Source organism: Streptomyces sp. NPDC020983 (genome assembly GCF_044333485.1).
Lineage (GTDB): Bacteria > Actinomycetota > Actinomycetes > Streptomycetales > Streptomycetaceae > Actinacidiphila.
Genome location: NZ_JBIRRA010000016.1, coordinates 180478 through 198739, shown reverse-complemented (window position 1 = coordinate 198739; position 18262 = coordinate 180478). Strand labels below are relative to the sequence as shown.

General features: G+C 74.0%; 15 protein-coding genes. 5 read left to right on the top strand and 10 right to left on the bottom strand.

Annotated elements, in window-relative coordinates; translation table 11 throughout:
• Nucleotides 1-181 precede the first annotated feature (181 nt).
• Complete coding sequence (locus ACH4SE_RS31035) at nucleotides 182-1213, top strand: RNA polymerase subunit sigma-70 (protein ID WP_398546848.1); 1032 nt, start codon at nucleotides 182-184, stop codon at nucleotides 1211-1213.
• 16 nt (nucleotides 1214-1229) lie between these two features.
• On the opposite strand, the gene ACH4SE_RS31030 is transcribed toward ACH4SE_RS31035, so the two are convergent.
• On the bottom strand, nucleotides 1230-2324 hold the full coding sequence (locus ACH4SE_RS31030) for a LacI family DNA-binding transcriptional regulator (RefSeq protein WP_398546847.1): 1095 nt from the start codon (nucleotides 2322-2324) through the stop codon (nucleotides 1230-1232).
• Nucleotides 2325-2852: 528 nt separating this feature from the next.
• On the opposite strand from ACH4SE_RS31030, the gene ACH4SE_RS31025 reads away from it, so the two are divergent.
• Entirely contained in the window at nucleotides 2853-3854 is a 1002-nt protein-coding gene (locus ACH4SE_RS31025; protein ID WP_398546846.1) for a hydroxyacid dehydrogenase, read from the top strand.
• Nucleotides 3855-4688: 834 nt separating this feature from the next.
• Here the strand turns inward: ACH4SE_RS31025 and ACH4SE_RS31020 are convergent.
• The 6 genes from ACH4SE_RS31020 to ACH4SE_RS30995 all read right to left on the bottom strand — a co-directional run bounded on the left by ACH4SE_RS31020 (nucleotide 4689) and on the right by ACH4SE_RS30995 (nucleotide 12064).
• Nucleotides 4689-6344, bottom strand: a complete 1656-nt coding sequence (locus ACH4SE_RS31020; RefSeq protein ID WP_398546845.1) for a type IV secretory system conjugative DNA transfer family protein — start codon at nucleotides 6342-6344, stop codon at nucleotides 4689-4691.
• 10 nt (nucleotides 6345-6354) lie between these two features.
• On the bottom strand, nucleotides 6355-7773 hold the full coding sequence (locus ACH4SE_RS31015; protein WP_398546857.1) for an ATP-binding protein: 1419 nt from the start codon (nucleotides 7771-7773) through the stop codon (nucleotides 6355-6357).
• Nucleotides 7774-7804: 31 nt separating this feature from the next.
• Entirely contained in the window at nucleotides 7805-9349 is a 1545-nt protein-coding gene (locus ACH4SE_RS31010; RefSeq protein WP_398546844.1) for an SCO6880 family protein, read from the bottom strand.
• Nucleotides 9346-10686, bottom strand: a complete 1341-nt coding sequence (locus ACH4SE_RS31005) for a hypothetical protein (protein ID WP_398546843.1) — start codon at nucleotides 10684-10686, stop codon at nucleotides 9346-9348. Before ACH4SE_RS31005 ends, ACH4SE_RS31010 begins: the two co-directional genes overlap by 4 nt.
• A complete protein-coding gene (locus ACH4SE_RS31000) occupies nucleotides 10676-11518 on the bottom strand; it encodes a hypothetical protein (RefSeq protein ID WP_398546842.1) in 843 nt (280 codons plus the stop codon). The genes ACH4SE_RS31005 and ACH4SE_RS31000 overlap by 11 nt, the downstream gene beginning before the upstream one ends.
• A 237-nt stretch (nucleotides 11519-11755) precedes the next feature.
• Nucleotides 11756-12064 (bottom strand): hypothetical protein, encoded by a 309-nt coding sequence (locus ACH4SE_RS30995; RefSeq protein ID WP_031524459.1) that lies wholly within the window; start codon nucleotides 12062-12064, stop codon nucleotides 11756-11758.
• A 386-nt stretch (nucleotides 12065-12450) separates the two neighbouring features.
• Between ACH4SE_RS30995 and ACH4SE_RS30990 the strand changes: the two genes are divergently transcribed.
• A complete protein-coding gene (locus ACH4SE_RS30990) occupies nucleotides 12451-13458 on the top strand; it encodes an NlpC/P60 family protein (RefSeq protein ID WP_398546841.1) in 1008 nt (335 codons plus the stop codon).
• Nucleotides 13459-13739: 281 nt separating this feature from the next.
• Complete coding sequence (locus ACH4SE_RS30985) at nucleotides 13740-14438, top strand: phosphatase PAP2 family protein (protein ID WP_398546840.1); 699 nt, start codon at nucleotides 13740-13742, stop codon at nucleotides 14436-14438.
• Between the two features lie 58 nt (nucleotides 14439-14496).
• Here the strand turns inward: ACH4SE_RS30985 and ACH4SE_RS30980 are convergent, their stop codons facing one another.
• Both ACH4SE_RS30980 and ACH4SE_RS30975 read right to left on the bottom strand, forming a co-directional pair.
• Nucleotides 14497-16095 carry an FAD-binding oxidoreductase gene (locus ACH4SE_RS30980; RefSeq protein WP_398546839.1) on the bottom strand — a complete coding sequence of 533 codons (1599 nt, stop codon included), beginning with the start codon at nucleotides 16093-16095 and terminating at the stop codon, nucleotides 14497-14499.
• A 113-nt stretch (nucleotides 16096-16208) separates the two neighbouring features.
• The gene (locus ACH4SE_RS30975; protein WP_398546838.1) at nucleotides 16209-16379 is read right to left on the bottom strand and encodes a hypothetical protein; all 171 of its coding nucleotides are present in this window, start codon (nucleotides 16377-16379) and stop codon (nucleotides 16209-16211) included.
• Nucleotides 16380-16463: 84 nt separating this feature from the next.
• Here ACH4SE_RS30975 and ACH4SE_RS30970 point away from each other — a divergent pair, with 84 nt between their 5' ends.
• Nucleotides 16464-17309: a hypothetical protein gene (locus tag ACH4SE_RS30970; RefSeq protein WP_398546837.1), complete on the top strand. Its 846-nt coding sequence runs from the start codon at nucleotides 16464-16466 to the stop codon at nucleotides 17307-17309.
• A 389-nt stretch (nucleotides 17310-17698) separates the two neighbouring features.
• On the opposite strand, the gene ACH4SE_RS30965 is transcribed toward ACH4SE_RS30970, so the two are convergent.
• Nucleotides 17699-18073, bottom strand: a complete 375-nt coding sequence (locus ACH4SE_RS30965) for a metal-sensitive transcriptional regulator (protein ID WP_398546856.1) — start codon at nucleotides 18071-18073, stop codon at nucleotides 17699-17701.
• Nucleotides 18074-18262 lie beyond the last annotated feature (189 nt).

The following is an 18262-nucleotide window of genomic DNA, read 5'->3' as shown; positions in this document are numbered from 1 at the left end:
ACACCGCCGAACAAATATTGAAGAAGCGTCAGCCCCCGTGCCGAGCACGGGGGCTGACGCTTTTCTGCGTTCGGACGCCCCCACGGCCTTCCCCGTCGACCCGCCAGGAGCGACAGTTCTCGGCGGCGGGTGGTGTCGGTACCGGGTGAGGGCTGGCGTACGTGGTGAGGAGGGTCCGGAGATGGCGGCGGAGACGTGGCAGGACGGCGAGGCGGTGCTCGCGCGGGCGCGGGCGGGTGACGGGGACGCCTTCCGCGTGCTGACCGAGCCCTACCGGCGGGAGCTGCAGCTGCACTGCTACCGCATCCTCGGCTCCCTCCAGGACGCCGAGGACCTGCTCCAGGAGACACTGCTCGCCGCTTGGCGCGGGCTGGACGGCTACCAGGAGCGGGCATCGGTGCGGACCTGGCTCTACCGGATCGCCACCAACCGCTGCCTCAACGCGCTGCGGGCCGGGGAGCGGCGGCGGCCGCGGCCGGAGGTCGTGACCGCGCCGTCCGGGCCGTCGCGGCGGCCCGCGGAGCCGGCGTGGCTGGAGCCGTACCCGGAGCCGCTGCTCGCCGAGCTGCCGGACCGGGAGCCCGGGCCCGAGGCGCGGTACGAGGCACGGGAGACGGTCTCGCTCGCCTTCGTCGTGGGGCTCCAGCAGCTCGTACCGCGGCAGCGTGCCGTCCTGGTGCTGCGGGACGTGCTGGGCTTCCGGGCCGCGGAGGTCGCCGCGATGCTCGGCATGACGGCGAACGCCGTGCACCTCGCCCTGCGGCGGGCCCGGGCCGTACTCGCCGCCTCGCTGCCCGGGCAGGACCGGGAACGGGCGCCGCTGCCCGGGTCGGCGGCGGAGCGGCGGGTGGTCGACGACTTCGCGCGGGCCTTCGAGGCGGGGGACGTGGCGGCGCTGGTGGAGCTGCTCACCCAGGACGCACGGCTCACGATGCCGCCGCTGGAGGCCACGTACGAGGGGGCGCCGGCCGTCGCGGACTTCCTGCGGAGCGTCGTCTTCGCAGACGGGCGCAGCTTCGTGCTGCGCGGGGTGCGGGCGAACGGGCAGCCGGCGTTCGCGCTCTACCGGCGGGACCGGGGCTCGTCGATCGCGCACGCGCACGGCGTGATGGTGCTGGGCCTCGCCGGCGGCCGGGTGGGGGAGATGACGAGGTTCGTCGACAACGGGCTGCTCGGGGCCTTCGGGATGTCGCGCTCACTCCGCCAGGAGTGAGGACCCGGCGAGGACCTCAGGGCAGTCGGCGGACGCTCTCGCGCAGGACCGTGTGGGTGCCGAGGAGGTGGCGGGACTGGGCGGCCGGGCGGGGTGCGGTCTCCTCGGTGAGGGCGAGGCGGACGGCCTCGCGGCCGAGTTCGTAGGCCGGGATGTTGACGGTGGTCAGCGGCGGGTTGAGGTCCTGGGCGAGGCCGTCGTTGTTGTAGCCGACGACGGAGATGTCCTCGGGGGTGCGCAGGCCGTACTCGCGCAGCGCCGCCATCGCGCCCGCCGCGGCCTGGTCGTCGCCGGCGAAGACGGCGGTGAAGTCGGGGCGCCCGCCGCAGTCGGCGAGGATCTGCCGCATGTTGGCGTAGCCGTGGGCACGGCCGACGCCGAAGCCCTCGACGCGCTCGGCGGACGGGGGTAGGCCGTGGTCGGCCAGGGCCCGCCGGTAGCCGGCGATGCGCGGCTCGATGGTGGTGTGGCCGGGAATGGTGCCGAAGTAGAGGATGTCCCGGTGGCCGGCGGACAGCAGATGGCTGGTCACGGCGTAGGCGCCGGCCTCGTTGTCGTACTCCACGACGAGGACGGGCATGTCCGGGCTGGGGGCGGGGCGCCCGCACAGGACGAGGCGGGAGCCGGCCGCGGCCAGTCCGTGGGCGTACTCGCCGAGCCGCGCCTGGTAGCGCTCGTCCTCGACGGCGCCGCCGACGAGGACGACGAACTCGCAGCGCTGCTCGCGCATCATCTGGACGAGGGCCAGTTCGCGCGCCTCGTCGCCGCCGTGGCTGCACACCATGCACAGCCGGCCGCGGGCGGCGGCCTCCTGCTCGACGCCCTGGGCGACGGTGGCGTAGAAGGCGCTGTCGACGGAGGAGACGATGACGGCCACGGTCTTGGGCCCGGTGCCGGCGAGGGCGCGGGCGCGGCCGTCGATGACGTAGTCGAGGTCCTTGACGGCCCGCAGCACCTTCGCGCGCGCGGCGGCGGACGTCGGGTAGTTGCCGGCGAGGACGCGGGAGACAGTGGCGACCGAGACGCCCGCGCGGTCCGCGACGTCGCGGATGGTGACACGGCGCCTGCCGCGGCCGGCCGTGGTGCCCGGCCCTGGTGAAGTCTCCGCCATCCCCGCCATCCGATGTTCCCGGCGCCGGTGTGCCCGGTTGCCGGTTTCCGCCCCGGCCGTGCGCCGCCGCCCAAGCGTAACGGGCCGTGAGCAGCGCGGGGCCGGTGCGTGTCCGCGGTCTGCCGTCCGTTCCGCGGTACGCGGGTGTCAGTGGTTCGAGGCGTGGTCCTTCGCGTGGTCCTCGGCCATCCGGTCCCAGGCCCTGAATGCGCCTCTCCTTCACGGTGCCGTCCCAGGCGCCCAAGGGCGTGCGGCCGCTGACGATGCCGCCGGTCGTGTCGGTGGCAGCCGCCCGAGGCGCGTCCCGCGCCCCGCCCGTCCGTCTGCGCCAGCCGCCCCTGTGCGGCCGATGGCGTCCCGTTCGGCTGTCGCCGTCGCGTTCTCCTCGGCGCCTTGAGGTGAGAGACAATCTCAACCGGTTACTACGGCCAGGTACACCCTCCGCGCGGCGTTGAGCGTTGACCTGCCGCGCCGCCGCCCATAGCCTGGAGGAGCTGGGAGGTAACCGATTACACGCGAGGGGCAGACATGGCGGAGCGGCCGAATCTGGTGCTGGCGATGCAGCAGGACATCGTGGACCTCGTCCTCCCGGCACCGCTGCGCGCCCGGCTCGACACGCTCGCCGACGTCCACCCGGCACTCGTCACCGACGCCGCCGACCCCGCCTCGGACGCCGCCCTCGCCGGGGCGCACATCCTCCTCACCGGGTGGGGCGCGCCCGAGATCGGCACCGCACTGCTCGCCCGCACCCCCCGGCTCGCCGCCGTCATCCACGCCGCCGGGACGGTCAAGCACCACGTACGGCCCGAGGTCTGGGAACGCGGCATCGCGGTCTCCTCCGCCGCCGACGCCAACGCCGGGCCCGTCATCGACTTCACGACGGCGACCCTCTTCCTCGCCGCACGCCGCACCCTCGGCTACGCCGCCGGCTACCACCGCGGCCTCCAGCCCGACCACGCCGAGCGGCGCGGCGCCGACGGGGCCGTCGTCGGCGTCATCGGCGCCTCCCGCATCGGCCGCGGCGTCATCGCCCGGCTGCGCGCCGCCGACGCCGGCTACCAGGTGCTGCTCGCCGACCCCTACGTCACGCCCCAGGACGCGCGGACACTCGGCGTCCGGCTCGTCGACCTCGACGAACTGTGCGCCGCCTCCGACATCGTCACGATCCACGCCCCCGAGCTGCCCGAAACCCGCCACCTCCTCGACGCCCGCCGACTGCGGATGCTGCGCGACGGCGCCGCCGTCATCAACACCGCCCGCGGCCGCCTCCTCGACACGGAGGCGCTGGCGCGCGAGTGCGAAACGGGGCGGATCGAGGCGTACCTCGACGTCACCGACCCCGAACCGCTGCCGGTGGAGCACGTGCTCCACCGGCTCCGGAACGTGCTGCTGACCCCGCACATCGCCGGGTGCCAGGGCGCCGAGGTCCGGCGCCTCGGCGCCTACGCGGTGGAGGAGGTCGAGCGCTTCGTCTCGGGCCTCCCCCTGCGGGGAGCTGTCGCCGTGGCCGACCTCGCGCGCATCGCCTGACGCCCCCGCCGGACACTCCCCGCCTGCGGCGGGGCTCGGGCTACCCTGCGGGGTGCCTGCACCTGGCGGCGCCGCTTCGGGCGGTGCCCGCTCACCGTGGGGCTTGCGGCTGTCCCGCTGCGGGAGTTCCCGCGCCTGGCGGCGCCGCGCTCGGGCGGTGCCCGATTGCCGGTACGTGGGCGGCTGCCCCGCCGCGGGGGTTTCCCGCGCCTGGCGGCGCGGGGTGTTCCCACCCCCACCACCCGTGCAGATACGACGTCGGCTGACGGCCTTCTTGTGGGGGTGCGCCGCCGTCGGGGGCGAACCGCAGTCCCTGCAGAGACTTCACCCCCACCGGCAGGCAGCCGCCACACCGGCCCGGGAGGGGGACGATCCGGGGGTGCCCCCGCAGGAATGCGCACCCCACCGCCCAACCAACCCGTCATGACGCCAGACGCGCATTCCGAGGAGGTACCCCCGGAGTGGCACCCGACCCCACCCCCCGAGCACAAGCGCGATGCCCCGCCGGATGACCCCGGGGGCGCGAGGAACTGCGCGAGCAACCCACCACCGGCGGAAAGCCAAAACCGCCCACCGCAAGCGGCACCCCCTCAGGGGCGCGAGGAACGGCACGACCAGCCCCCACCCACCGTGAGGCCGCGGGCCACCGCACCACGCACCCCCGCAGCGCAAAGGGGAGCGAGGAACGGCGCGAGCAACCCCCCCACCTACCGGAAGATCGCGCGGCATACCGCAACAACCGCCCCCGCAGCGCAAAAAGGAGCCCGCGGGGAACCCCTCGACCAGCCCCCACCGGCACCAAGGCCGCGGGCCACCGCAACAAGCCCCCCGAGCTCAGCGCAGCGGAATGGCGTCGGGGACGGAAGGCGCGGACGCCGCGTCGAGGGTGAGGCGGAGGTCGGCGTGCTGCCAGAGGGGGGCGGGCCAGCGGGCCGCGGCCTGTTCGGGGGAGCGGAGGACGGCCAGGGTGGGCAGGCCCGCGGCGGTGCCCTCGGCGAGGAGGGCGGGGAGGTCGGGTGCGGGGGCGAGGGCCGCGACGTCGTCGAGGACGAAGGTCAGTGGTGGGTCGAGCCGGCCGGCGGGTGACCCTGCGGCCATGCGCCGGCCGTGCTCGACCACGCTGGAGACGAGTGCGGTGAGCAGGGGCATCGCACCCAGGTGGGCCCGCGGGTCCTCGATCCGCTCGCCCACCACGTAAAGCGTTCCCAGTTCCGCGGCCCACGACTCCACGTCGAGGCCACCGGTCCGCGGCGGATTGCACGCGTCGCGGATGTGCACGGAGCCCAGCGGCTCCAGGATCTGCCGGATGAGGGCCTGTGCGGCGTCCCGCCGGTCGCGGTGGGCGTGCAGGACCGATTCCAGTTCGCCGCTCCAGCCGGAGGCCGCACGCGGGTCGGAGCGCAGGATGCGGATCGCGTCGGCCGCCGCCTGGCCGCCTGCCGCCCAGCGGTGCACCTGGCGGAAGGGGCGGCCGTCCACCGCGGCGGCGTGGAGCCAGCAGCGCAGCAGCGTCACCGCGGTGGAGTGCACGATGGCCTCGTCGGCCCGCGCGCTGCGCAGCGGCGCGAGCAGTGCGGCGGCGCGTACGCCGGCGGTCGCGGGCCGCTCGCAGCCGCCGTGCGGCGCCCACCGCAGCCGGCCGGGCACGTCCAGCAGGTGCGCGGGGTCGTAGACGTGCACGGGCCCGAGCTTGCTGCGGTTGCCGACCGTCTGGTGGTACGTCTCCGGATCCGCCGTGGTGACCAGCACCGGGCCGGCCGCCGCGAGGACCGCCGGCTGCACCACGCGTTTGGCCTGGTCGCCGCGCGGCCCGGCGAACAGCGCGTAGGTGCGCGTCACTTCGCCGCCGTCGAGGGCCGGCGGGCGCGGCTCGGGCGCGGGCGGCGGGGGCGGGGCGCCGGCGCCGACCGGGGGCAGCTCGGCGGTGACCGGGTCGGCGGCGCGCGGCGGCACGGCCTGCGGCACCGTACGGAACCAGGCGTCCAGCCCGTCGCCCTTGCCGTGCCCGTCGCCCGGAGTGCGGCTCCTGCGGCGCGGTGTGGGCACCGCCGCCGGGGCGGACTCCGGCTCCTCCGCCTCCGGGTTGTCCGCGTCCGGCGCGAAGGCGGGCGCGGACGCGGGCCCGGGGGTGGGGCGGCGGCCCCTGCGGCGCAGCCGCGCCACCACGTTCATCGCCCATACCGCGAGGGTGAACAGCACCATGAACTGCCCGATGAAGATGCCCCAGAAGAGCCCTGCCCCGGACAGCCCGCCGGGGTCGGCGCCCGGCCACGCGGCGGGGATGTCGTGCGGCTGGCCGACCAGTGCCCGCATGGCCCGCGGGGTGCGGGTGAAGTGCAGCCCCGCGGGCCACGACCCGTGCGCGAGCAGCCCCGCGATCCCGGTGGCCGTCCATACCAGCAGGGTGACGCCCAGCAGGAGGGCGATGATGCCGACGACCAGTCCGTCCGGCAGACCGCCGCCGTGCTGCTCCCGCCGCTGCGCCGCCATGCCCCCCGCCTCACGCCACCGCGTCGTCGGCCATGTGCTTGGCGAGTGCGACCTGCGCGGCGGCGTGCGCCTCCGCGCGGGCCTCCGCCTCGGCCTCGGCCTCCGCCATGTCGGCGGCGTGTTCCGAGGACGACTGGGTCATGGCGCGGTCGGTGAAGACCAGCGGCCGCTCGGCCTCGGTGATCAGGTGCTTGACGACCTGCACGTTGCCGTTGACGTCCCACACCGCGATGCCCGGCGTCAGCGTCGGGATGATCTCGACCGCCCAGCGCGGCAGCCCCAGCACGCGGCCGGTCGCGCGCGCCTCGTCGGCCTTCTGGGCGTAGATCGTGCGGGTCGACGCCATCTTCAGGATCGCCGCGGCCTCCTTGGCCGCCGCCCCGTCGACCACGTCCGACAGGTGGTGGACGACCGCGACGAAGGACAGGCCGAGCCGCCGGCCGAACTTCAGCAGCCGCTGGAAGAGCTGCGCCACGAAGGGCGAGTTGATGATGTGCCAGGCCTCCTCGACCAGGAAGATGCGTTTCTTCCGGTCCGGCCTGATCCACGTGTGCTCCAGCCACACGCCGACGATCGCCATCAGGATCGGCATGGCGATCGAGTTGCGGTCGATGTGCGAGAGGTCGAAGACGATGAGTGGTGCGTCCAGGTCGATGCCCGCGCTCGTCGGCCCGTCGAACATGCCGCGCAGGTCGCCGTCCACCAGCCGGTCCAGCACCAGCGCCACGTCCAGGCCCCAGGCCCGCACGTCGTCCAGGTCGACGTTCATCGCCTCGGCGGACTCCGGCATCGGGTGCCGCAGCCGTTCGACGATGTCGGTCAGGATCGGCTGCCGGTCCGTCACCGTCTCGGCCACGTAGGCGTGTGCGACCTTCAGCGCGAAGCCCGAGCGCTCGTCCAGGCCGCGGCCCATCGCGACCTCGATGATGGTGCGCAGCAGCGCCAGCTGGCCGGTCACGGTGATCGCCGGGTCCAGCGGATTGAGCTTGATGCCGCCGTCCAGTGCCGCCATCGGGTCCAGCCGGATCGGGGTCAGGCCCATCGCCTGCGCGATCAGGTTCCACTCGCCGACGCCGTCCTCGCCCTGCGCGTCCAGCACCACGACCTGGCGGTCCCGGAAGCGCAGCTGGCGCAGCACGTACGTCTTCTCCAGCGCCGACTTGCCGTTGCCGGACTCGCCCAGCACCAGCCAGTGCGGCGCGGGCAGCTGCTGGCCGTAGAGCTGGAAGGGGTCGTAGATGTAGCCCTTGCCGGAGTAGACCTCGCGGCCGATGATCACACCGGAGTCGCCCAGGCCCGGCGCCGCGGTCGGCAGGTAGACCGCCTGCGCCTGGCCCGTCGAGGTGCGCACCGGCAGCCGCACCGTCTCGACGCGGCCGAACAGGAAACTGGTGAACGCCTCGGTGAGCGCCGCGAGAGGGTCCAGCATGGGCATGGCGACGGCCTCCTCAGGACGGCGGCTAGCGGCGGATGCCGGTGGCGAACGGCAACGTGTTGACGAATGCCCGGTGGTGCTCACGATCGCACCACTCGAGCTTCAGATACGACTTACCGGCGGAAGCACGGATGGTGCGCTTGTCGCGCGCCAGCGCTTCCGGGGAGCGCGAGGACACCGTGATGTACCCCACGAGGTTCACCCCGGCCGCGCCGCTCGCCAGATCCTCGCCGCGCTGGTCGATCCGGCCGTGGTGCGCGATGTCGCGCGGGTCCACGGTGCGGTTCATCTTCGCGGCGCGGCTCGCCTCGGCGTCGTCGTTGGTCTTCTCCGTCAGCATCCGCTCGATGGCGACGTCGGTCGGCTCCAGGTCCATCGTCACCGCCACGGTGCGGATCACGTCCGGGGTGTGCACCAGCAGCGGGGCCAGGAAGTTGACGCCGACCGGGGTCAGCGGCCACTCCTTGATCCAGGCCGTCGCATGGTGCCAGGGCGCCCGGGTCGTCGACTCGCGCGTCTTGGCCTGCAGGTACGTCGGCTCGGTCGCGTCCAGTTCGGCCGGCCACGCGTTGCGCCGGGTCATCGCCTGGATGTGGTCCATGGGGTGGTCCGGGTCGTACATCGAGTGGACGAGCGACGCCAGCCGCGCCTGCCCCAGCGGCTGCCGCACCCGGATGTCGGCCTCGGCGAGCCGCGCACAGATGTCGTTGAGCTCGCGCGCCATCACCGCCGCGAGCCCGGCGTCCTTGTCCACCTTGCGCCCGCGCCCGCTCGACGCCCGGGCCAGGGCGTTGCCCTCGGCCGCCAGCTCGCGGGTGAAGTGCATGCAGGCCACCAGGTACGCACGGTGCTGCTCGGAGGACGTCGACACCATCGACTGGAGCTGGTCGTAGGAGTCCTTGAGCCACCGCTCGGCCTCCGGGTCGCCGCGCTGGGCGACGTCCTTGGCGTGCGCGTCCGGATCGGCGGGCAGCGTCCGGGCCAGCATCTGCAGCCGGGTGACGAACCCGTCGCCGTTGGCCACGTGCTTCAGGAGCGTGCCGAAACGCTCGACCAGGGCCTCCTGGTCCTCGCTGTCACGCAGGCCCACGCCCGGGCCCTCGATCTCGATCGCCGCCGTCACCGTCCGCCGGTCCACGTGCAGCAGCACCGCGATCTCGTCCGGCCCGAAGGGCGCCGCGAGCCAGGTGATCCGCCCGATCCCCGGCGGCGGCCCCACCTCGACCTCCCGCCCGTCCAGCGACGTCCCCGCCTCCTGCACCGCCGAGCGGTACGTCGGCGCGACCCGCAGCGTGCGGCGGTAGGTGCGGTTGATCTCGAACCAGCGGTAGAACGTGCGCCTGCGGTACGGCAGGAAGACCGCGGCCAGCGCCAGCACCGGCCAGCCGACCAGGCCGATGATGCGCAGCATCAGGAACGGCACGAGCAGCCCGTTGAGCATGCCGAGCCCCGCGCCGAGCACGATCAGGACGATCTCGCCCGTCTCGCGGTTCTTGCCCACGATCGCGTTGGGCCGCGCCTTGCCGATCAGATACGTGCGGCGCGGCTGGGTGAAGGGCTGGGTCGTCACCCGCGATCACCTCCTTGCGAAGTGCCGTTGTCCGTTCCCCGGTTCGCCCGGAAGGGCGCCCCCAAGCCTCCGCCGCCCCCACCCGGGCGCGGCGGCGGAGCCGCCGCACCGCCGCCCTGGCCGCCGCCGCGCGCGCTGTGCGCCGCGATGCCGCCCGCCACCGGATTCGACGGCGTCGGGCCTCCGCCGCCCTGGGCCTGCTCCTGGGGGCCGCCGCGGGCGCTGTGCGTCTTGATGCCCTGCTTGACCAGGGCCGCCGGCGACGAGATCACCGCGGCCGCCTGGCTCTGGCCGCTCGCCTTGCGGCTGTTGCGCAGATTGACCACGTCGTCGCCGAAGCCCGGCACGAAGCGGTAGATCATGAAACTCGCGAAGATCGCCAGCAGGATGATCGCCAGCCCCGAGACCACCGCCGAGAACGAGTCCGGCCCGTCGCTCGACGAGGACAGCGCGCCCGCGAGACCCAGCACGACCACGATCACCGGCTTGACCAGGATCACCGCTATCATCACCCCCGCCCAGCGCCTGACGTGGTGCCACATGTTCTTGTCCACCAGGCCCGCGTACACCGCCGTGCCCAGCATCGCGCCCACGTACAGCAGCGCCGCCCGGATCACCAGCTCCAGCCACAGCACGCCCGCGGCCAGCACCGACACCATCGACACGACGATCAGCATGATCGGGCCGCCGCCGATGTCCGTGCCCTTGGTCAGCGCCGCGGAGAAGGAGCCGAAGAAGACGTCGGTGTCGGACTTCGTGCCCGACGACATCACGTCCGTGACGGCGTCGGTCGCCGACACCACCGTGTAGAGGATCAGGGGGGTGAAGGCCGACGCCAGCACCGTCAGCCACAGGAAGCCCACAGCCTCGGTCAGCGCCTCCGTCATCGGCACGCCGCGCACCGCCCGCTTGGCCACCGCCAGCAGCCACAGGATGAGCGTGAGGATCGTGGACGCGGCGAAGACGACGGCGTACTGGCGGAGGAAGGAGGTGTTGGTGAAGTCGACCTCGGTCGTCTTCGTCACCGCGGCCGACAGCTTGTCGATCGTCCAGCCGGCTGCGCTGCCGCAGCCCTTGGCGAGGGAGGACAGGGGGTCGAGCGAATCGGTGGGATTGGTGCCCTTGGCCGGAGCGCCGGTGTCACCTTTGGTGCAGTAGTCCTTCGCCGCGCCGATGAGGCCGTCGCAGGCGCTCTTCGTGGGGGCAGATGTCGGCGCCACCGTGGCCGTCGCGCTCGGCGTCGGCGTGTCGGCCAGGGCCGCGGACACCGGCCCGAGGCTGAGGGCGAGGACGGCGGCGGTCACGAGGGACCGGCGCAGACGGCGGCTACCTGGCATACGTGAACCCTCCGTAGTCCCGGACCGCGCCGGCGATGGCGTCGGCGGAGGCGGCCTGGTTGTCGGCGGCGACGGGCGCGGGGCCGTCCTTCTGGGAGGAGGAGCGGAGCTTCCAGTCGCCGCCCGCCCAGACCAGCTTCTCGGTGATGGTGAACCAGGCGGTGCTGACCGGCTTGGTGGAGCCCGTGCCGGCGAGGCCGACGAGGTCGGTGCACCAGACCTCGACGGTCGTGGTGCCGGAGCCGGACGAGCCGCCCGCGGTGACCTTGGTGCCGATCGGGACGGTGCGGGAGACGAAGGTGAGGCCGGACGGCGCGGTGCCGTCGGCGTCGAGGCCGAGGTTCTTGAGTGCGTCGCCGGAGTAGGCGCTGTCCAGGTCGTGCTGGAGGGTGGCGCTGACGGCCGGGTCGTAGATGGCGGTGACGATGGCGTGCCGCCGGTCGGCGTTGAACATGTCGGCGGAGCCGAGTGCCACGGCGTAGTTGGCGGCCGCGGACTGCGCGCCCTGGTCGGTGTGGGCGAAGCCGGCCGGGACACCGGCGGCGCTCTTGCCCTGGACGGGCCGCTGCCCGGTGGGGTCGGTGGGCGCGGCCTTGGCGCCGTGGCTGCCGGTGGTGGCGCCCGAGGTGCCGCCGCTGCCGCCCGCGTCGTCGTGGGGGGACGACGGGTGGTCGCCGCGGTTGGCGAAGGCCAGTGCGGCGATCAGCAGGACGACGATGCCGACGACGGTGACCAGGGCGCGCCGCGGCTGCGGGCGGCGTGTGCCGCCGTGGGCCGAGTGGCCTTCCGGCATCCGGGTCCTGGTCGAGGGTCCGTCCTGGCCGAGGCTCATCGCGCGACCGCCCCCCGGGGCGCTGCGGGCGTGCGGGTGCCACGGTTCGGGCGGACGGCTCCGCTGCTTGGTCGAGTGGGCATCAGCACGCAGCCTCGGGTGGGAAGGTGGAGCCGGGACGGGCTCCGCGGGACGTGGCTCGGATCGGACGGGGACGAGGGCCGGAAGGCGGGAACGGCGGCCCGGGTACGGCTCGGCGCGGCAGGGGCCGGGCGAGCGGTCCGGGCGGCGGTGCGTCTACACGGCCATGCCGTAGACGATGGTGAACAGCGTGCCGAGCGAGCCGATGATGAACACGCCGGTCAGGCCGGCGATGATCAGTCCCTTGCCCTGCTCGGCGCTGAAGGTGTCGCGCAGCGCCGTCGCGCCGATCCGCTGCTTGGCCGCACCCCAGATCGCCATGGCCAGGCACAGCAGGATCGCCACCGCCATGACCACCTCGATCATCACACGGGCTTCCTGGCCCAGTGACCCGAAGGGTCCCCAGTCGGGCGCGATGCCGCCGATGATGGTGTTGATATCGCCCTTGGGGGCTGCCACGAACATGTAACTCACCACCCCGCTCTGTCAGTTGGCTCCCCTGCCGGGGCGCAAGGGGCCAGCATCTATCTTGACGGACGTTTCCGCTGTTGCGCGTCGCTCGGCGACTTTCTCGGCGGATCGTCCGTGTGATCCGGCCCGGAGCCGTCAGACTGGTGGACGGACCGGTGTTCGATGGGACATGTGTGACTACTCTGTGTATCACGAGCATAACCGCTGGGCAACGAGGGGAACGGATGTTCCCGCCCGGTGCGGCGGTGGGAGTCCGACAGGATGACGGGACGGCGATCCGACGGGACGATGAGCTGACGAGCCGCTGAGCTGATGGGCCGGCAGGAGCGGTGCGGCGGAGGGCCGGGGGCCCGCGAGCGGCGGAAGGGGAGGGGCTGCTGATGGCGCGTAAGGTCTGGCTGGGTTTCGGTGTCGGCGCCGGGCTGTTCTTCTCCTTCCTCGCGCTGCTGGTCGTGGGCACCTTCTCCGCGGCCGCGGGGCTGGCGAGCCGGGGCACGAACGCGGTGGGCCTGGCCAAGGGCGCCGTGCCGGACGTCTACCAGGCGCTGGTACGGGACTGGGGGGATCTGTGCCCGGCGCTCAACCCGGCGCTGCTCGCCGCCCAGCTCTACCAGGAGAGCGGCTGGAACCCGCGCGCCCGCAGCGGCGCCGACGCCCAGGGCATCGCCCAGTTCATCCCCGGCACGTGGGCGACCCACGGTATCGACGGCAACGGCGACGGCAGGGCCGACGTGTGGGACCCGCAGGACGCGATTCCCTCGGCCGCGCAGTACGACTGCGACCTGGCCTCGTACGTGAAGAACGTGCCCGGTGACGTCACCGACAACATGCTCGCGGCCTACAACGCGGGCGCCTACGCCGTGATCAAGGCCGGCGGGGTGCCGCCTTACGCCGAGACGCAGAACTACGTCAAGCGCATCCGTACGCTGGAGAAGAGCTTCGCCGCGCCGATCGGGGCGGTCGCGCCGTCGCAGCAGGCGGCGGGGGCGATCTACTTCGCGCAGCAGCGCATCGGCACGCCCTATCTGTGGGGTGGCGAGGGGACGGCGGCGCAGGGCGGGCGGTTCGACTGCTCCGGGCTCACGCAGGCCTCGTACGCGTCGGTGGGCATCACGCTGCCGCGCGTGGCCGCCGACCAGTGGAACGCCGGGCCGCATCCCGCGCGGGACGAACTGCTGCCGGGCGACCTGGTCTTCTTCGCGACGAATCTGAGCGATCCGCGCACCATCCACCACGTCGGGATCTACGTCGGCGGCGGCCACATGATCAACGCCCCGCACACCGGCGCGCTGATCAGGTTCGACCCGATCGACAGCGCCGACTACATCGGCGCGACCCGGGTCACCCGGGACGGTGCGCAGGCGCTCCCGGCGGCCGCCACGTCCTGACGGAGCGTGTCCGGGCGGTGAACGGCGTCCGGCGGTGCCGCCGGTGCGCCGCCCGCCGGCCACCTGTGTGTCATGTTCTGGCCTACGGTCGGCCGTCAAACAGCCCGGGCGGTCACCCTTGCATAACAGCATGGTGATCTTCTGGCGAAGACCGGAACGCTACGTACAGTGCCGGGCGTTGTACGGGCGACAATGGCTTGGTACGCAAGCGACGGGGGTTGCAGACGTGCCGTGCCGCCGGGACACGGTCAGTTGCTGACGGGTAGAGGGGCACCACCGCCATGGCACAGGGCGCCGACGACAGCGCGAACCCCGACGTATCCCTGCTCAGATCGATCAACGACCTCGCCAAGCAGGCCCCGCGCGGTGTGGACCGGGCCGTGGAGTTCGCCGGCGAGTACGGCCTCGTGGCCCTGACGCTGCTGCTCGCCGGGTGGTGCTGGTGGCGGGTGGCCCGCCGGTCGGCGGACGCCCCGGTGGCGGTGGCCGGTGTGCTGTGGGCGGGCCTGGCCGCGGGCATCGCGGTGCTGCTGAACATCCCCGTACGCGCGCTGGTCCGGCGCCCCGGTCCGTACGTGGACCACGACGGCATCGACGTGCTCGTGCCCGGCCACCACGGCACGTCCTTCGTGAGCGACCACGCGGCGATCGCCGCGGCGGTCGCGGTCGGGCTGTTCATGGTGAGCCGCAAGGCGGGCGCGGCCGCCTCCGTGCTCGCGCTCGCCGAGGGCTTCGCCCGCGTCTACCTGGGCACCCACTACCCGACCGACGTCATCGGCGGCTTCGCGCTGGGCGCCGCCACCGTGCTGCTCCTCGCGCCCCTCGCGCTCGCCCTCCTCACGCTGCTGACCCGGCGGGTGGCCGCCGGGCGCGCCGCCTTCCTGGTGGTGGCGTCCCGCCGCGAGCCGCACCGCAGGGCGCGGGCGGCCGCCGCGCACCACCACCGGCACCGCGCGGACGACAAGGACCTCGCCGCCTGACCGTCCTCCTGACCCGGCGTCAAGGTGCTTTCCGGCCGCGCACGGGCGCGCACCGGCCTCACACCGCCTGAGGGAAGTCGAAGAGCCGGTCGGGGTCGATGCGGCGCTTGAGGGCGGACAGCCGGTCGGCGTTCGGTCCGTAGTAGGCGGTCCGCCAGTCCTTGAGGGACGGGTCGGTGTAGTTCTGGTAGGCGGCGCCCGAGGCGTAGCGGCGCATCGCGTCGTGCGTCGTGCCGAGCCAGCCGGTCGTCGACAGCCCGTCGGAGGCCAGGTACTGGGCGAGGAAGCGCGAGCGGCGGTGGCTGAACGCGGTCGCGGCCGGGTCGATCCGGTTGACGGCGCCGCCGAGCGCCGTCAGCGCGACGCTGCCCGCCCCGCCGCCCTTCGTCCCGGACAGCCGCTGGACCTGCGAGAGCAGTGCGCTGATGCCGGCCGCGGGGAGATCGGTGTCGTAGAAGTCGGAGCGGGCGGTGTACGTCTCGCGCCCGAGCCTGCCCGCGGGCGCCGGGTGGCACTGGGCGGCGGACCAGTGGCCGCAGCCGGCGTAGGAGAACATCGCGTCGAGGTAGCTGTGCGGGTGCAGGGACACCGAGGAGGCGTTCGCGCCCACGGCCGAGGCGAGTGCGTCGGCGGCGGCCGCGAGGTCGGCGCGCGAGCCGCTGGAGAGCATGGGCACGGAGACCGTCGGGGAGCCGCCCGGGGCGCAGTCCAGGTGCAGCGCCGACCATATGTGGTCGGGCTGGTCGGGGCCCCAGCCCTGCCAGGCCGCCACCACGTCGGCGGCCCGGCTCCACGGCCAGGTCAGGTAGCCGGTGACGACCGCGGGCGCGGGGTGGGTCGTGAAGCGCAGTGACGTGACGACGCCGAAGTTGCCGCAGCCGCCGCCGCGCAGCGCCCACAGCAGGTCGGGCTCGCGGTCCTCGGAGACCTCGTGGACGGTGCCGTCCGCGCTCACGAGGGTCGCGCCGATCAGGTTGTCGCAGGTCAGGCCCATGGAGCGGCTCATGACGCCGTGGCCGCCACCGAGCGCGAGCCCGGACACGCCCACGGTGGGGCAGGAACCGGCCGGGACGGTCCGGCCCTTGCGCCCGAGCGTGTCGTAGACGTCGATGAGCTTGGCGCCCGCGTCCACCGTCGCGACCGTGCCGTCGAGCCGTACGGACTTCAGCCGTGAGACGTCGATGACGAGCCGTCCGTCGCCGCTGGAGTAGCCGGCGTAGGAGTGGCCGCCGCTGCGGATCGCCGGGGGTGTGCCGGTGCGGCGGGCGAAGTCGAGGCAGCGGGCGATGTCGTCGGTGCCGGTGACGTACGCGACGGCCGCCGGGCGCAGGGTGTCGAAGCGCGTGTTGTACAGCCGCCGGTCCTTCGCGTAGGCGCTGTCCGCGGGGAGGACCAGGGTGCCGTGCAGGGCCGAGCCGAGGGCGGACCAGTCCGCGGCGGACGGCGGGCGGACGGTGGCGGACGGGGTGCCCGGGGTGGCCGGGCGGGAGGTGCCGGAGGAGGCGGGGGCGCCCGGGCTGCCGGGGGCCTTGCCGGCGCCGCCGCCGTCGGAGGGGCCGCAGCCGCTCAGCCATGCCGCCGCGAGGGCGCCGCCGGCCGCGAGCGCGGTACGCCGCCGTACCGGGGGAGGGGAGGCCGGGTCGTTCACGCGCTTCACCGCCGCATTCCCGCCGGGGTCGCCGGCGACCGGGGACCGATCAGGGGCTGTCTGCACAGTCCTAGACGTGGCGGGGCAGGTGCCGGTTGCGGGCCGGACACGGCCGGTGCGGATCAGCCGGCGGTGTGCTCCTGGGCGTCGCGGCGGGCCCGGTCGCGGGACCGGCGGGCGGGGCCGCGCCAGCCGCACGAGCAGCGGGCGGTGGCGAACGAGCCGCGTTCGGTGACCGACGTCCGGTGGCCGGTGTCCGCGCGTGTCTCGTCGAGGGTACGAAGCCTGGGCACCCCACCACGGTAACGGGCGTGACGGCCTGCTCCGGACCGTCGTTACGGAGGTGGGGCCGAGGCGACGACGGGGATGGTTGAGGGATGACGGCGGCGAAGTCCACGGCGGTGCGGACGCTGGCCGCGGCGGCCGCGGTCTGCTGCGCGACGGTGCTGCCGGCCGGCTGCGGTGCCGCGCACGGCGACACCGGGGAGGCGGCCGCCGCCGGACCCGCGGCGGTGGTCCGCGGCGCTGCGGACGCGCTGGTCCGGGCCGGCGGCTCGACGGTCGTCACGTCCCTGCGCATGGCCAGCGGCGGCACCTGGGTCACCGTCACCGGCAGGGGCAGGTACGACTACGCGCGCGGCCAGGGCACCCTCACCCTCGTGCTGCCGCGTGACGCCGCCGGGACGCAGGAGCACGCGCCGGTCACCGAGCTGCTCACCCCGGGCGCGCTCTACATGAAGAACCGCGGGGCGGGCGTGCCGGCGGACAAGTGGGTGCGCGTCGACATCGCGGCGCTCCCCGACGGCAATCTCGTCACCGGCGGCGCCACCGACCCGCTCGCCGCGGCGCAGCTGCTCCGCGGGGCGCTCGGTGCGGAGCCCGCGGGGGAGCAGACGCTCGGCGGGGTGCGCGTCCGGCGCCTGACCGGGACGCTCGACATCGCCCGGGCCGCGCGCGCCTGGGGCCCCCGCCCGCCGGCCGCGCTCTCGGCCGCCGCGGCGGGCTTCGCCGTGGACCGGGTGCCCTTCGAGGCGTGGGTGGACGGGGAGGGCCGCCTGTGCCGGGTGACGCTGCGCTACGCGTACGGGCCGGCCCGCAGCACGGTGGAGGTCGTCTCCACCACCACGTACGCCGGGTTCGGTGCGGCCGTGCCGCCGCTCGCCCTCCCGCCGGCGGCGGACATCTGGAACGGCAAGATCGTTTCTGCCCCCGCCGGCGGCTGAGGACGCGGGCTGCCCGCCGCGGGGGCCCCGCGCGGTGCGCTCCGCCTCCGCCGGCGGACGGCCCCGGGCCGCCCACCACCGGACGCAGCCCGGGGCGGCCCCCCGGAAATGGTCATTACGTGCCATGCGGCGGGGCAAGGGGTGTCCCTACGCTGGGAGGCGGCCGCAGGCAACCGTGCCGGCCGCACGAGGACGCACACCCGGCGAGGAGGGGTAATGGTGCCGTCGCCCGGCGCTACGCTCCAGGACGATCCCGTGGCTCTCGCCGAGATCGAGCTGACCTGCGAGCTGATGATCGCGGCGTCCACCGCCGTCGAGGAGCGGCTGAGCTCCGCCCGTATCGACGAGGTCCTGGGGGTCCGGCGCCCGTAGGGCGGGGCGCGCGGCCTTTACGTGCGCAGCAGCCGCGCTATCGCCGCCGTCGCCTCGGCGACCTTCTCGTCGATCTCCGGGCCGCCGCCGACCGCGGCCGCGGCGACGCAGTGCCGCAGGTGCTCCTCCAGGAGCTGGAGGGCGAAGGACTGGAGGCCCTTGGTGCTGGCGGACACCTGGGTGAGGATGTCGATGCAGTAGACGTCCTGCTCGACCATCCGCTGGAGGCCGCGGATCTGGCCCTCGATCCGGCGCAGCCTCTTCAGGTGGGACTCTTTGTCGTGGCTATAGCCATGAGGGCCCTGCGGCGCCACAATCTCGTCTGCTGCCGAAGCCGCTGGTTCCGCCACCGGTTCCGTCACCGCCGCCCGTCCCGTCGTCGCGTCCGCCATGCCGGCCATCCGCCCTCTCTGTCCCCTTATACCCCTAGAGGGTATATCTTACCGAATCGATATCGTGTGCGAGGCATCCCCCGTCGGGGGGACTGTGTCCCATGGGCGACACTGGATGTGCCGGTTAGCTGTGGCCGGATGTTGCGCCTAGCATCAATGAGACGACTCCCATGTATCCCGAGGAACCCA

Excerpts from the sequence above, each read along its gene's own strand:
- ACH4SE_RS31035 (WP_398546848.1), top strand. The coding sequence starts at position 182 with ATGGCGGCGGAGACGTGGCAGGACGGCGAGGCGGTGCTCGCGCGGGCG.
- ACH4SE_RS31030 (WP_398546847.1), bottom strand. The coding sequence starts at position 2,324 with ATGGCGGAGACTTCACCAGGGCCGGGCACCACGGCCGGCCGCGGCAGG.
- ACH4SE_RS31025 (WP_398546846.1), top strand. The coding sequence starts at position 2,853 with ATGGCGGAGCGGCCGAATCTGGTGCTGGCGATGCAGCAGGACATCGTG.
- ACH4SE_RS31020 (WP_398546845.1), bottom strand. The coding sequence starts at position 6,344 with ATGGCGGCGCAGCGGCGGGAGCAGCACGGCGGCGGTCTGCCGGACGGA.
- ACH4SE_RS31015 (WP_398546857.1), bottom strand. The coding sequence starts at position 7,773 with ATGCTGGACCCTCTCGCGGCGCTCACCGAGGCGTTCACCAGTTTCCTG.
- ACH4SE_RS31005 (WP_398546843.1), bottom strand. The coding sequence starts at position 10,686 with ATGCCAGGTAGCCGCCGTCTGCGCCGGTCCCTCGTGACCGCCGCCGTC.
- ACH4SE_RS31000 (WP_398546842.1), bottom strand. The coding sequence starts at position 11,518 with ATGAGCCTCGGCCAGGACGGACCCTCGACCAGGACCCGGATGCCGGAA.
- ACH4SE_RS30995 (WP_031524459.1), bottom strand. The coding sequence starts at position 12,064 with ATGTTCGTGGCAGCCCCCAAGGGCGATATCAACACCATCATCGGCGGC.
- ACH4SE_RS30990 (WP_398546841.1), top strand. The coding sequence starts at position 12,451 with ATGGCGCGTAAGGTCTGGCTGGGTTTCGGTGTCGGCGCCGGGCTGTTC.
- ACH4SE_RS30985 (WP_398546840.1), top strand. The coding sequence starts at position 13,740 with ATGGCACAGGGCGCCGACGACAGCGCGAACCCCGACGTATCCCTGCTC.
- ACH4SE_RS30970 (WP_398546837.1), top strand. The coding sequence starts at position 16,464 with ATGACGGCGGCGAAGTCCACGGCGGTGCGGACGCTGGCCGCGGCGGCC.
- ACH4SE_RS30965 (WP_398546856.1), bottom strand. The coding sequence starts at position 18,073 with ATGGCGGACGCGACGACGGGACGGGCGGCGGTGACGGAACCGGTGGCG.